This window comes from Stieleria tagensis (genome assembly GCF_024129865.1).
In the GTDB taxonomy this organism is placed as follows: Bacteria; Planctomycetota; Planctomycetia; order Pirellulales; family Pirellulaceae; genus Stieleria; species Stieleria tagensis.
Genome location: NZ_JAMYFE010000082.1, coordinates 12,979 through 26,897, shown reverse-complemented (window position 1 = coordinate 26,897; position 13,919 = coordinate 12,979). Strand labels below are relative to the sequence as shown.

10 protein-coding genes are annotated in these 13,919 nt (G+C 57.7%); 8 read left to right on the top strand and 2 right to left on the bottom strand.

Annotated elements, in window-relative coordinates; translation table 11 throughout:
- The first annotated feature begins 263 nt into the window (after window positions 1-263).
- The 7 genes from NHH03_RS19455 (at window position 264) to NHH03_RS19425 (ending at window position 8,618) form a co-directional block, all read left to right on the top strand.
- A complete protein-coding gene (locus NHH03_RS19455) occupies window positions 264-1,061 on the top strand; it encodes a tetratricopeptide repeat protein (RefSeq protein ID WP_253158738.1) in 798 nt (265 codons plus the stop codon).
- Window positions 1,062-1,146: 85 nt separating this feature from the next.
- On the top strand, window positions 1,147-2,757 hold the full coding sequence (locus tag NHH03_RS19450) for a glycine--tRNA ligase (protein ID WP_253158752.1): 1,611 nt from the start codon (window positions 1,147-1,149) through the stop codon (window positions 2,755-2,757).
- A gap of 430 nt (window positions 2,758-3,187) precedes the next feature.
- Entirely contained in the window at window positions 3,188-5,563 is a 2,376-nt protein-coding gene (locus NHH03_RS19445) for a hypothetical protein (RefSeq protein ID WP_253158736.1), read from the top strand.
- A gap of 2 nt (window positions 5,564-5,565) precedes the next feature.
- Window positions 5,566-6,864 (top strand): esterase/lipase family protein, encoded by a 1,299-nt coding sequence (locus NHH03_RS19440; protein ID WP_253158734.1) that lies wholly within the window; start codon window positions 5,566-5,568, stop codon window positions 6,862-6,864.
- 88 nt (window positions 6,865-6,952) lie between these two features.
- The gene (locus tag NHH03_RS19435; protein WP_253158733.1) at window positions 6,953-7,549 is read left to right on the top strand and encodes a hypothetical protein; all 597 of its coding nucleotides are present in this window, start codon (window positions 6,953-6,955) and stop codon (window positions 7,547-7,549) included.
- 80 nt (window positions 7,550-7,629) lie between these two features.
- Window positions 7,630-8,238, top strand: coding sequence for an RNA polymerase sigma factor (locus NHH03_RS19430; protein ID WP_253158731.1), 609 nt, complete (start codon window positions 7,630-7,632; stop codon window positions 8,236-8,238).
- Complete coding sequence (locus tag NHH03_RS19425) at window positions 8,235-8,618, top strand: hypothetical protein (RefSeq protein WP_253158729.1); 384 nt, start codon at window positions 8,235-8,237, stop codon at window positions 8,616-8,618. Before NHH03_RS19430 ends, NHH03_RS19425 begins: the two co-directional genes overlap by 4 nt.
- On the opposite strand, the gene NHH03_RS19420 is transcribed toward NHH03_RS19425, so the two are convergent.
- Window positions 8,615-10,360: a hypothetical protein gene (locus NHH03_RS19420; RefSeq protein WP_253158727.1), complete on the bottom strand. Its 1,746-nt coding sequence runs from the start codon at window positions 10,358-10,360 to the stop codon at window positions 8,615-8,617. The genes NHH03_RS19425 and NHH03_RS19420 overlap by 4 nt on opposite strands.
- 119 nt (window positions 10,361-10,479) lie before the next feature.
- On the bottom strand, window positions 10,480-11,106 hold the full coding sequence (locus NHH03_RS19415; protein WP_253158725.1) for a sigma-70 family RNA polymerase sigma factor: 627 nt from the start codon (window positions 11,104-11,106) through the stop codon (window positions 10,480-10,482).
- A gap of 73 nt (window positions 11,107-11,179) precedes the next feature.
- Between NHH03_RS19415 and NHH03_RS19410 the strand changes: the two genes are divergently transcribed.
- Window positions 11,180-13,894 (top strand): protein kinase domain-containing protein, encoded by a 2,715-nt coding sequence (locus NHH03_RS19410; protein ID WP_253158722.1) that lies wholly within the window; start codon window positions 11,180-11,182, stop codon window positions 13,892-13,894.
- The last annotated feature ends 25 nt before the right edge of the window (window positions 13,895-13,919 follow it).

Below are 13,919 nucleotides of genomic sequence, written 5' to 3'. Positions count from 1 at the left end.
AAAAACACGTTTTTCGCGGGGTTTGCGCGGTCCAGAGGCAGATCCTAATCGGCTTGCACCGCGCTCGATATCACGGCAATCGTCCGCACAGGACTCATTCGACGATTTTGGCGACACGAAAGTTCCTCTCTTGCGTAGTTTCAACCCGGGTTGATACGGTTCGGTTGCACGATGCGACCTTCTACTCACGTTGCCAACTCCGTTGGGATTCTTTTCGGATCCCAACCGGGTCAGCGGCCGACAAATGTCAGGATGGCAGCCCAATGCTCCCAGCAGTTAATCACAAGACCACCCAAACAGGTGGCAAATTGCTTTTTCACCGCAATTCTAGCTTTCGTTTGCGCGCAGCGGTTCTGCTGGTCGCGACCGCACCGTTTCTTTCATCGGCCGGATGTCATTGGAGCGCTAGCGGAAAAAACGCGTTAGGGGCCCAGCTGCACGAACAAGGGCAGTACACAGCGGCTCTTCAGCAATTTCAGCAGGTGGTGGCTGACGATCCCACCAACCCAGACGGTTATTACAACCTAGCCGCTACAACCCACCAGTTGGCCAAGCAGCGAAACGACGAAGCGTTGTATGCCAACGCCGAAGCACTTTACAACCAATGTCTGGACCATGATCCCAACCATATCGAGTGCCACCGCGGTCTGGCAGTGTTGCTGATGGACACCGGGCGCCCGGACAAAGCCTTTGCACTGGTCAAAAACTGGGCGTCACAAAATCCGATGGATTCGCAGCCTCGGGTGGAATTGGCGCGATTGTACGAGGAGGCCGGCGAGCCGCAGACCGCTCTGAAATACTTGGAGGACGCTGTGCAGCAAGATGCAAACAATTCTCGCGCCTGGCTGGCGTTGGCACGCCTGCGTGAATCCACCGGCGACCTGCCTCAGGCCCTGCAGAACTACCAGCACGCGTTGGCGCTGAACAATTCCCAACCGATGATTGCCGAACGCGTTGCCGCGATCAGCCAGAAACTGAATTCGGACCTGGACGCGGCCCACCACGCTGCCGCGACGCAAATTGCCCAGCCGTTGCCCTATGGAAACACGTCACGCTATTAACAGCGGCGGGTGATCGGGTACATTCCCCGTTTCTTTCCCGGTCACGCCCTCCCAAATCTGTTTGACGACGTCTCCCATGAAATCGATGGACAAAATCGTGTCGCTCTGCAAGCGACGTGGATTCCTATTCCAATCCAGCGAGATTTACGGTGGTGTCCAGGGATTTTGGGACTACGGCCCACTGGGCGTGGAGCTCAAACGCAATCTAAAAGATGCGTGGTGGCACGACATGATCAGTGGCCACAATGATTTGGTCGCTCCCGCCGATGCCCCTTCGCCATTCGAGATGGTCGGCCTGGATTGCACGATCATCATGCACCCCCAAGTTTGGAAGTGCAGCGGGCACTACGATCTATTCCACGACCACATGGTGGACTGCCGGGAGTCGAAAAAACGTTATCGATTTGATCAAGTTCGCGGTCGTTGGTGCGAGCGTGGCGATCAAAAAGTATTCGTCACGACGCTTGCCGAAGCCGAGCAGGAGTTGGACGAAGTCCGCCGGCGGGCGATGAAGTTCTTTAAATTGCGTCCGAAAAACGCAGATGAACTGACCATCGCGGACGAATCATTGACCCTGGATCGGTTGGATGACACCACCATGGTATTGGCACCCGATGCCAAATCGCTGGACACGCTGACCGAGCCGCGTGAATTCAATCTGATGTTCAAAACCACCTTGGGCGCTCTCGGTGGAGAGGACGACACGACGTTCCTGCGGCCGGAAACGGCCCAAGGAATTTTTGTCAACTTTAAAAACGTGCTGGATTCCTCACGGGTGAAAGTCCCGTTCGGGATCGGCCAGATCGGCAAAAGTTTTCGCAACGAAATCACGCCGCGTAACTTCACGTTCCGCTCGCGCGAATTTGAGCAGATGGAAATCGAATTTTTCTGTCCTCCCGATCAGTCCCAGAAGTGGTACCGATACTGGCGTGATCGTCGTCTGGCTTGGTACACCGCACTGGGATTGTCCAGCGAGTCGTTGATCATGCGCGAGCATCACACCGAGGAACTGGCCCACTACAGTGTCGGCACCGCGGACATCGAGTACGCGTTTCCGTTTTTGCCGCCGGGTGAGTATGGCGAACTCGAGGGCATCGCGCACCGCGGCGATTTTGATTTGCGCAGCCACATGGAAGGCAAGCTGAATCCCGATGCGCCCGAGGGCCAGCCGATGCAGGTCGAATTGAACGAGCACGGGAAACCAAAGTACCGCGGCAGCGGCAAAGACCTGTCGTATCGAGACGAAGCGACCAATGAAAAATATGTGCCGCACGTCATCGAACCGTCTGCCGGTGCCGATCGCGGCGTGCTGGCATTCCTGTGCGAAGCCTACACCGAAGACGAGGCGCCCGATGATAAAGGCAATCTGCAAACACGCACGGTGATGAAGCTGCACCCACGGCTGGCGCCGATCAAAGCCGCGGTGTTCCCGCTGGTGAAAAAAGATGGTATGCCCGAGGTTGCTCAGGAGATCTACGGCGAGCTGAAACAGCACATGAACGTCTTCTACGACGACAAAGGTGCGGTGGGGCGACGTTATCGCCGTCAAGACGAAGCCGGCACGCCGTACTGCATCACCGTCGATGGTGAATCGCTAAGCGATCGAACGGTGACCATCCGGGATCGTGATTCACTGGAACAAACACGCGTCAAAATCGACGACCTGACCAGCGAACTGCAGCAACGTCTCCGCTAATCCAGTAGGCCAGGTGCAACCTGGCGCAGTCTCTGTCATCGCTCGATGATTTCATCAATCATCGGCCCGGCCTGGCACATCCAGCGCCGGGTCGTAGCGAATGTGCCACGCGGATCGGCAAAAAAACGCCGTCGATTTCGCCGATCGCTCAGGGGATCTGCTTCCCCCAACCTATAGTTGTTTCACGCTCTCGCCCGCGGGAGTCGTGAATCATTCCATCGCGTTGCTTCCCGTAGCGGATCCCGCCCGGGTTCCGTCGGTCCGAAGTGCAGACGGTCTGAACCGTGGCCGGTCCAGCTACAGTTGGGTGCGATCGTAGCGGATCCCGCCCTGGTTCCGTCGGTCCGGAGTGCAGACGGTCTGAACCTTGGCCGGTCCAGCTACGTTGAATGCGATCGCAATCCAAACCTCCACCGACCGCTGGGAACCCATGGCTGACGTTGTCTTGCGCACCGGCGACAGTGAAGTGTGCCGCATTGCATGTGGGACACCATTGCAGGCGTTTGCCATGCGCTGGAGTTATGTCGTACGCCAACGCCATCGCTGGGCCGATGACCCAGCATCTCGCCAGCGTCAAACCGTCCGCTTGCAACGTGATCTGAGGGGTCTGGGGATCAACGCTCGGGCACTTAAACGACTGCGTGGGATCGTCGAGGTGTCCGTTCCCGACTCGCCGACCGACCAGCATTGGGAAGCCCGGATTCTGCCTTGGGAATATGTCCTGGCCGCGGCGACAAAGCCCTATCGTGACGACGACCCGATTCTGATTGTTCGTCATCTAGCGGTCCGGCGCCGCAAACGAACCCGTCGACCGCGCAACTACCAGATCATTGAAACCGCACCCGGCGAACTCGGGCGTCACTTTGATTTCTCAGCCGAACGGTCGTTGGTCACCGGCAGTTTGCAAGCGATGCCGCACTCAACCGGTGGCGTGTTGGAAAATCCCACGGACCTTCAGTTGCGCCAGCAGTTGCAATCACAGGCCCCCGATGTCATCCATGTGACCGGAGTCGACACTCGTTCGGGTCGGCGGATGCTGCGCAGCGAAATGGCGGGGGTGCGCGATGGACTGTTTTTGGCCGACCCCTCGGGCGAGGCTTCCGAGGTTCGCGCCGAGACGATCGCCGAGGCACTCAATCAGGGATCTCCCAGTCCATTGTTTGTCGGCTTCAATTGTTGGAATTCAGGCGCGCGTTTAGCGCCGATGACGATCCGCCGCGGGGCGGGTTCGGCGATCGGATTTCAGCACACCTTTGACGACGCCGTGGCAGAACTGTTCTTTCTGAATTTTTACCGCACTTGTATCGAAACGGATTGGAACCGATTGAGCGGATTTTGGAGTGCCTGGCAGTCGGTCGCCGGCTATCGACGCCGGATCCGTGGCAGCAGCATCATTCTGTGGTCCGCCGATTCGTTGGTCGCCGCCGGCGGATTTGACGCGTTCCAGTCATGGCGGAGCGAGCAATCAACGATTGGTACCAAGACTCGCTGCGCCGTTGCGGACGTTGCCAGGATTGCCGACCCGGCGCTTGATCGCGCCGCCGATTTGATGCAGGTGACGGTGCGGCCCAAACCCCAGTTGAACTATTCATCGTTGCACAACGGCGAAACCGTGTTTGACGAATTCACGTTTCGGTTGGACCCTGAATGGTTCTGCGCAGCGCCAGAGGCCGACAGTGATGCAACCGAAACGGCCAGGGGCACGTTGTCACAGATTCATGACATTGATGTCGACGTCGAATTGCATGTCGGATCCGAAACCTTTCCCTTTCGCACACGATTGAGTCTGGGTGGCGATTCGATGCGATACGATTTGGCGGGATGCGATGCCGGGAATCGCCATCGGCACCGTTCCAACCAGCACGCTGACGCAGCGGCATCCGGTGTCCGACTGCCACTGACCAGTCGTTTGTTTCGCAGTCTTAGCGAACGCATCCAAACCAGTCTGTTCGTTAACGTCAGTTGGCACGACCAAGTGTTGTACCGGCACACGCATTCGGTCTGGTTGGCCCCGGTCGATCAATGGACGCTGGATGACGCACAGCTCGGTTGGTTGCCCTCGTTTGTTCAGCCGCGTGATCCGGCGGTGGCAAAAACGATCGATGTCGCGCACAACTACCTGCGTTGTTTGGTCGACCGAACCACGGTCGGGTTTGACGGCTATCAAAGCTATGACGGATTGGCCAGCGGGGATGCATGTTGGGTCGGTGTCGACCGCCAAGTCCAGGCGATTTGGTCGGCGCTGTTGTTAGAATCCAAACTGCGTTACATCAATCCACCCCCATCGTACAGCGAATTCACTCAGCGACTGCGCACGCCCAGTGAAACCGTGGTCGGTGGATTTGGGACCTGTGTTGATCTGGCCATTTTGTTGGCATCCTGTTTGGAATGGATCGAGATTCATCCGGTTTTGTTTCTGTTACACGGACACGTGTTCCCAGGGTACTGGAAAGACTTGAAAGCCCATCGCGAGTTTGTTGACGTTTTGACCGACGACTTACCTGCCCAGCGCGATGCCGGCGAAGTGGCCGACGATCAATTGACGCAGCGCTGGGTGTCGGGGCGCAAGACCTATGCCGAGCTAAAAGGTTTCGTTGACCGCGGACAGTTGGTGCCGCTGGAGAGTGTTGGTCTGACCAGCGGCCAAGGATTTACCGCCGCGATTGACTCCGGCCGTGAACACTTCTACAAGCGACGCAACCGCTCCTTTCGTGCCATGATCGATCTGGTCAGCGCACGCCAGCGGAACGGAGTCACGCCGCTGCCGCTGTTTGTTTCCGATGCGACCTCTGGCCCCCATGGATAGTTATGGATGCTCGCTTTTTTGAAATGGCTCGTGCCGCGACCGCAGGGAGCAGTCAAATTCGTGCGATCAGCGACTTGGCCGATGGCTCACGCGTCCGCGGAGCGACAGAATCACGCCCGTCCGAATTTTCACCGATCGTTCGTCTGCAACTGACCGACGACGAGGGGGTGTTGGAATGGGAAGAAACGGCAGGGTCCGTACTGGAACTGGGCGACTATCGCTCGTCAGGGGCGGTGCGAACCGGCGGCTCGTTGGATGCCATCGAAATGGAATTCGAACGCTTGCCGCCGTCCAAGATCACACGGTTTCTAAGCCGTCGTGACGACAAGCTGACCCCGCAGCGAGGTTTGCGTCGGTTTGATTTTCAAACGCGATCGTTGCTGCCATCTGACTTCCCCGAGGATGGCCACGCATTGGTGTTTGTGCATGGAACATTCAGCAACAGCGAAAACATGATTGCCGGTCTATCGACGACCGATCATGGGGTCGAATTTTTGCAGCGGGCGGATCGGCGTTATGCCGGCAACGTGTTCACCTTTGACCATCCGACACTGGCGGTCGGCCCGATCTTGAACGCGATGGATTTTCAGCGATTGATCGCCGGCAGTCGCGCCAAGATTGATTTGGTCGGTCACAGTCGCGGCGGATTGGTGACCCGTTGGTGGTGCGAAACATTTGATCCCTTTGCCGATCGCTGCGACAAAGCCGTCTTTGTCGGATCACCGCTATCGGGAACCGGGCTGGCCGCGGGGCCAAACATTCGTGATTCGATTCACCTGCTGACTCAGGTTTCCAAAGCACTGCAAACGGTAGCCGGTCTCACCGCGATCGCGATCCCCGTGTTTTCCGTGGTCGAAGTGTTATTGCGTGTGCTGACGTCGATCACCGGATTGGCGGCACGAACACCGGTCGCGGATGCAGCGATGGCGATGATCCCCGGTCTATTTGCCATGTCACGTGTCGGCAACAATCCAGAACTGCGACGATTGCTGGAGAGTTCGGCGCCCGCTGGTGATCGCTACTACGCGATTCGATCCAATTTTCAGCCCAGTGATCCCGGTTGGAAATTTTGGCAGCGGTTTCGCAAAGATCGCATCGTGGATGCCGCAGCCGGTGTGCTGTTCGACGGCGCCAATGATCTGGTCGTTGACACCCCATCAATGATCGATCTGTCTGACGAGATCAAGATTTCGGCGCCGCGTCTGTGTGATTTTGGCGACTCGGAAACCGTTCACCACCTGAACTATTTCTATCAACCTCAAACCGCCGCGTTCCTAGGCGACACATTGCTGTCGGTCTAAGCGGCGTGCTCCGTAGCCGATCCCGCCAACACCCGAAATCCCTCGCTCACGCTTCGGGTTGTGAGGAAAGGCGCTGGCTTCAAAACGCATGGCCGATCCAGATGAGCATCGTGAATTTGCAGATCGATTTGAACTCGGTCTAAACTGCTGGTTCATTCAGCGGCACGTGTCGGTCGAACGTGTTGCCTGTGCCCTCTCACCGGAGTTGACTATGATTCGCTTGCTTGCCGTCGCACTGACCCTGCTTTCGTTTTCGCCAGCGATTAGTATGGCTGACGATGTTGTTCCTTCACGGCACTCCACCGTTCATGTCGTCTTTGTCGCTCCGCTGTCGCAGCAAGCGATGCGAGGCGGATTGATGACAGGGACCGAGTCGATGGTGCGAGTCGGCGACACCATCCTCCCTGGCAAGGACGTGCGTCCGATCGAGATTCGAATCGATGGCGATTTCGTCGGGCATGCGTTGGTTGGCAATTGGGACGTTAAACCCGTGTTTGTCTTGCCCGAGGGGGTTCGCAAGTTCACGTTCACCCGCGAGGGGTCGGATCCGATCCCCGCGGAGATCAAGGTACTTGGCACTGGCAGCACGCAATATCTGATTGTCAAATTGAAGGCCGATCAGGACGCGAAACCGCCTGTTGCGTCGTCAAAGGATGCTTCCGGCGACCAGCCGTTTGGCAATTAGCCCTGGTAAATTGCCAAATTCTGGAATTCACAATGATTTTCTAGACAAATCACGCGTTGGGGCGCATCATGGCCTGTGTCATGCCAAACGATGCCCCGCTAAACGCTCAAATTCGACAATCCGCTCGCGAGATCGCAGCCGGACAGAGTTCGTCTGAGCGCTCGCTGGCGTTGGCGACGCTTTATGATTTGACAGCCGATCGTCTGATCCGGTTTGCGGCGTCGATCACCCGTCGTCAACATGACGCCGAAGATGTCGTCAGCGCCGCGATGGTCAAAATTGCTTCCCGGCCCAAACTGTTGGTCGCAGCCGACCGGCCTTGGCATTACCTGTTGCGAATGGTGCGGAACGAGGCCCTGGTGATCTTGCGGACTCGTTCTCGCTGGTCCTCGATCGGTTCGATCGCCGAACGGCTGATCGGGCGTAGCTGTGACGTGGTCGAATCGGATGACCAAAAACGACAGGTCTGGAAAGCACTTGCATCATTGCCCGGTGCGCAAAGCGAGGTTGTGGTGTTGAAGATCTGGGAACAGATGACGTTTGTCGAAATTGCCCAGGTGCTCGAAATCACGCCGTCGACGGCAGCCAGTCGCTATCGATATGCACTCGAAAAACTGTCGTGCAAACTTGGCCCGAGCCATCCGACACGCTCTCAATCCGGTGCGACACTCACTGGGAGCAGCCGATGACTCATCCAAATCCAGCGGGCCGACCCCATGGTGAAGATGCCGATCTGCTGCGAGTGGAGCAGCAGATCGCCGCATTGGGACGGTCGATCACGCCCAGTTCGAATCACCGTGACAAAGTCCTGCGGCGGGCATCCGATGCCTCGGTACGAACCCGCAGCAAACGCCGGTCCGCGCAGATCGTGGTGGTGATGTCGCTGTTACTGTTGGTCGTATCGCCGTTGATCGGGGTGCTGACACGCATAGAGCCGCCGGGGCCAGCAACGGCCGAGCAAGCCAATCAAGAAGCGCTGCGCCATGCCGCCGAAAATCGGATGAGTTTCGATTGGGCGCTAGTCGACGTGTTCGAAAAATTCCGCGCCAACCGACGGCCTGGCCGCTAGGGTTTGATCTCGAATGGGATGTTGGATTGGCCGTACTTTTTGCCAACCACATCTTCCAACGTCAGTTCTAACCGGTACGTGCCTTGGGGCAACTGTTTGGGCAGGTTCATCTTGTAGGCAACAAAGTAGTCTCGCAGTCGATTGCGCGAGCGTTGCTGGTCGACCGGCAGCAGTTGCCCGATCACTTTAGTGCCTGCATCATCGTAGATGTCGTACGATCCGCGGAGCTGTGTTTCGAATTGGTCGTCTTTCGGCGCGGCGGCAAAGTTCTCGACTTCGCAGTACAGAATCACTTGCTGGCCGGCAATGAAGCGGTTTCCGGCGAACGGTTTGATTTGGCCGTAATCTTCAATCTCGGTGCAGAACTCCAGATGGTTCAGTGCCAATGAATCCGTGGCAGCAGCCATGTGACGCGTTGCTTCGCGGAACATGGGAAGAGCTTCGGTAATGCGCCGGCTAGACGATGGATGTCCCTCGGGATCGACGATGGTCCACAATCCTAACAATTGGTTTTTCAAATACCGTTGTTCCGTTTCATTTAGCCCGTCGATTTGTTGTGTGGCAGCATTCGGGTCTCCGGCCAGCACCATCAAGTGCCGCGCCGTGATTTGTCGACGCTCTTTTTCGACCGGTGTTTCACCGTCCACCGGACGAACCAGCCGTTCAATCAATTGAGCGTACAGGGCATCGTTGCTGAGTTCTGGGGCGGGGGGATCGGCTTTCAAACCGTCGACGTTTTCGGGTGCAGGATCGGTGTCATGGGATACCGGTCGAACCAGGTCGGCATTCATCGCGACACTCGGCTGGGTATCATCCAAGTCGCCGACGTGGGAGAGGTGATCGGAGTCCGACTTGGAACCGATCCGCGTGGGAGCGGGACCGTTGGGGTCTGTTTGCGTGTCAGGCAGTGCCGGCAATGTTGCCAGTGACTGTTGCAGGGCAGCGGTCAAGGCGTGTGGCTGTGCCGTGGATCGTCCTTGGTCGGATGGGTCAGCCGTGGCAACGACATCAGTCGTGGCAGCAAGATGGGACGGTGCGGTCGGGGCTCCGTCCGCTGAACTCAGGTCGGTCAGCGAAGCCGAGACCAGGCTGCCGACGGTCTGTTTGGAAGACGGGTCTAGCGAACCGGTGATGGCGTCTGATTCCAGGTCCGCTGGGTCGGGATCGTCAACGACAACCGGTTTCAGATCCGAGAGGGAAGTGGAGATGCCGCTCGAGCGCGGGCGAGCCACCGTTTGAGTTGTGGTTTCGGTCGCGGTAGTTTTGGCGGTGGATGCGGTCGCGGCAGAGGGCTTGGCCGGGGCAGAGGGTTCGGCCGAGGTTTGCTGTGATTCCTCGCGGAACACCTCGGGCATTCCGACCGCAGCGGTTTGTCTGACTTGACTCGAATGGGACTGCTTCAATGTCCCCATCAGGCCGGCTGCAGCGGTGGTCGCCGGCGCGGCGGATTTGGTCTGGGTGTCAGCGTCGGCTTGCTTGCCGGTTGTTGCTGTCGCGAGGCGTTGTTTGGGTGCGGGCACGTCGGCAAACACCGCCGCCGGATCCTCGGTCACTTGGACCATCGATCCGAGTGGGCGATTGGTTCGACAGCCCACCAACACGATCGAGGCGGTTGCCAGTCCCACGGCGCAGCGGCGGATCAAGATTTGAGAAATTCGGGAGTCGATAAACGGTTTCGCCGAGCGCATCCGTGCCTCGCAGGTCCAATATCGGGTCAAAAACTGATCGGTTTGCGTCGTCATCCAAAATTCTGGATGGGACACAGCACTGACTCTGGGAATACTGATCTCCGGGAATACAGGAAACCGGTGGCGATCGGCAATGTCAAAGCGACCGCAGAGGGCGACAACTTGAGACAAAATCAGGGTAATTCTGCGATTCGTGAGCGCAGACGTCGCAGCACGCGTGATTTCGCTTGATAGACGCTCGCAACGGACAACCCGGTCGACTCGGCGACCCATCCCGCCGTTCGATTTTCGATCGTGGTCAGCCAAAACGCGTCCCAGGTTTTGCTTTCGAATTCTGTTTTGACCGATTGCAAGACCTGGCGGACCAGCGGGCTGTGGATTGAATCGCCTTGAATCGATTCATCCAACGATTCGGCGTGTTGCTCGATGCGTTGCCAAGCTTCCGTCCCGCCTTCGGCTAATTCGCGTTGCCCCAGTCGGCGAAAATAATCGCGCACTCGATTGCGGGTGATCGTCGCCAGCCAAGACCGAAAACTTCCGGATTCCTTTTGTCGTTCGAATTGGCTGATCCCCCGCGCGACCGAGGCAAACACGTCCTGCACGACGTCAGGGCTGTCGGCTTCTGAGATTCCCGACGTTCGGCACCAGCGATAAACGATCGGTCCAAAAACCGAAACCAGCCGACTCCACTGCTGGGGATCCTGTTGTTGGATCCCCTGCAAAAACAGCGACGACAGCGTCGGATGTTCAGGCGGTCGGCGATCGGGCTGGGCATTGTTCATGTGCACCAGTCTAACCATTCCGCTCCCGGCGGCGAAGTTTCTCAAAAAGTCGTGTCAGACCCCTGCGTTCATCAGTTAGCCGCATCAACCGATGCTTGAATCGCAACCCAATGCCGCGGAGAATACGATGATGACAGCCACCGAGTGCCCCAGCCATGAACGATTGCGTGCGTTTTCCCAAGGCAGATTGCCGGACGAGGAAGGTCAGGAATTGTTCCAGCACCTCAGCGAGTGCCAGGCCTGTATGGCAGATCTGGAAACCGTCGATGACGCCGACGACTCCCTGATCGCGGATCTACGCGCTGGCGACGAGCACGCCGACCTGGTCAACGAACCGCAATACAGACGGGCGATGGCCAATGCGCTGGCCGCGCTGGCGGGCTCGTCAGCCCATGATGCCGATGGCAGCGTCACCCGCTCGGGCATCGACACGTTTCCACAACAAATCGGCGAGTATGAAATCGTGCGCCCGATCGGACGCGGCGGGATGGGCAAAGTCTACTTGGCACGGCACACCAAACTCGGTCGCCCGGTCGCTGTCAAATTGTTGGCCAACCATCGCTTGGCTGACCAGCGAATGCGTGATCGATTCGATGCCGAAATGCAGGCCATTGGTCGTCTCAGTCATCCCAATATCGTCACCGCCCACGATGCCCGCGAAGTCGAGGGGACGGCGGTGCTGGTGACCGAATACATCGACGGTTTGGATCTGGGCAACTTAGTCGCTCGCGTCGGTCCGCTGTCGATTGCGAATGCCTGCGAGATCGGTTGTAAAGTCGCTGCGGCGTTGCAGTACACCAGCGACCAAGGGTTTGTGCACCGCGACGTCAAACCGTCCAACATCATGCTCAGCCGCAATGGCGAAGTGAAACTATTGGATCTGGGGCTCGCCAAATACCACACCACGCCCGAGTCCTCATTCGCCGCCGCAGAATTAACGGGGACCGGCCAAGCGATCGGAACCGCCGACTTTGTGTCGCCCGAACAGGTCACCGATGGTCGCTCCGTCGATTGTCGCTCGGACATCTACTCGCTCGGGTGCACGTTGTTTCATTTGTTAACCGGGCAGGCGCCGTTTGCCGACGCGGATCATCAAACCGCGTTCTCCAAGATGACGGCGCACGTTTCCGACCAACCGCCCAGCTTGGCGGGCTCGTTAGCGGACTGCCCGGCCGGATTGGTTCGCTTGGTCGATTCGATGTTGGCCAAAAATCCCGATCGACGGCCGCCGCATCCGAGTGACGTGGCCGCTAGCTTGGCCAACTGGACCGCGGGTCATGACCTAGTGAAGCTTGTCGAAACCGCAACGGTCGCCGAAGTGCAAACGCGACCTTTGCTGATATCAACCAGCACGCGTCCCAAGGCTTGGCATCAACGCACGGTGCCGATCACCGTTGCGATCGGATTGGGGCTGCTGGGGACGCTCGTCGGTTTGATGTTGGGCATGTTCCTGACGATCACCTATCCCGATGGCACGGTTGTCAAAGTGCCGATCGACGGAGCCAAGTTAGAAGTCACCCAAGACACCTCCTCACAGCCCGCCGATGAACTCGAGCAGGTCGATCAACCGAAGACGGTCGATGAATCGCCAGCGCGGTCTGCAGCGGCGCGGCAGCAACGCGCGGCGGAGCATTCCGCCGCGACGATGGAGCGGTTGCAAGGCGTTTGGCAAATCCCGTTAGACGCTCAAGGACAAGTGTCGGACAGAGGTTCGATCCCAGCGTCTGCGGATGGACCGGCGATGCTGTTTGTGGTTGACAAGATGAAGTTCTACTGTGCAGTGGTTCGCAACGGAGAGGACCCAAAACTGTCCTACGGTGAATTCGTGGGACTGATGGTGAAGAATGACAGTCTGTCATTGACTCTCAATGATGAATCGAGCGAACAACGGAGGACGCTGTATTTGGAGTTTCCCGAAAAAGACCAAGCCGAGTTTCGGTTTGATCCCTTCGCGAAAACGCCACCTTTCCACGCCGGGCTCTCACAGGATCCGAACGTGCGTGTGCCCTCTCATTTTCTGCTCAAGCGACTGGGCAAAATTCCGACCGACATCGCGGAGATGCGCGAGGTGCTGGGTGACCAAATGTCAGACCCCAATTCACCGCTGATGCAGGCGTGGCTAATGATCTTTCAAGCCAAGACGATGGGGCCCAAGTATTACCTGGAACAAATGGAAACTGTCAAAAACTCGGCCGCAGCAACGCGTTCCAGAAACAATCTGAAACAGCTGGCGATTGCATTTCACAACTTCAATGACACCTACAAGACCTTTCCAGGATCGGTCAACAAGTCGGCTGGATACATTGGCGTCAACAAACAGGAAGACGTCCAGCCCTTCAGCTGGCGTGTTGCCATCCTGCCGTTCATCGATCAGAACGAATTGTTCGAGCAGTACAAGTTCGACCAGCCCTGGGATAGCCAAAGCAATTTGCAATTGCTGGAGAAGATGCCAGGGATCTATCGCAGTCCCTTTGCCGACGCCGATCAACCCGTCGGCAACACCAACTACATGGGCTACGCGACAGAGCAGGGGGCGTTGGGTACCAACGGTGGTGTCAAGTTAAAAGAGTTTGCGGACGGCACAGCGAACACGATTTTGTTAGTCGGCTGTAAAGAAAGTGTGCCGTGGACAAAGCCCGAAGACATGCATGAGCAATCCGAATTGCTAAAGCCTTTGACGGTTGACCCGCTGATCTACGCGATGGTGGATGGATCGGTGCGTACCGCCGACAAATTCGATCCCCACCAGTGGCGAGCAATGATCACCCGCGATGGTCGCGAGTCGATGGATGTGTATCAGCGATGATCACTTTGGACCGAGCCGTCACTGA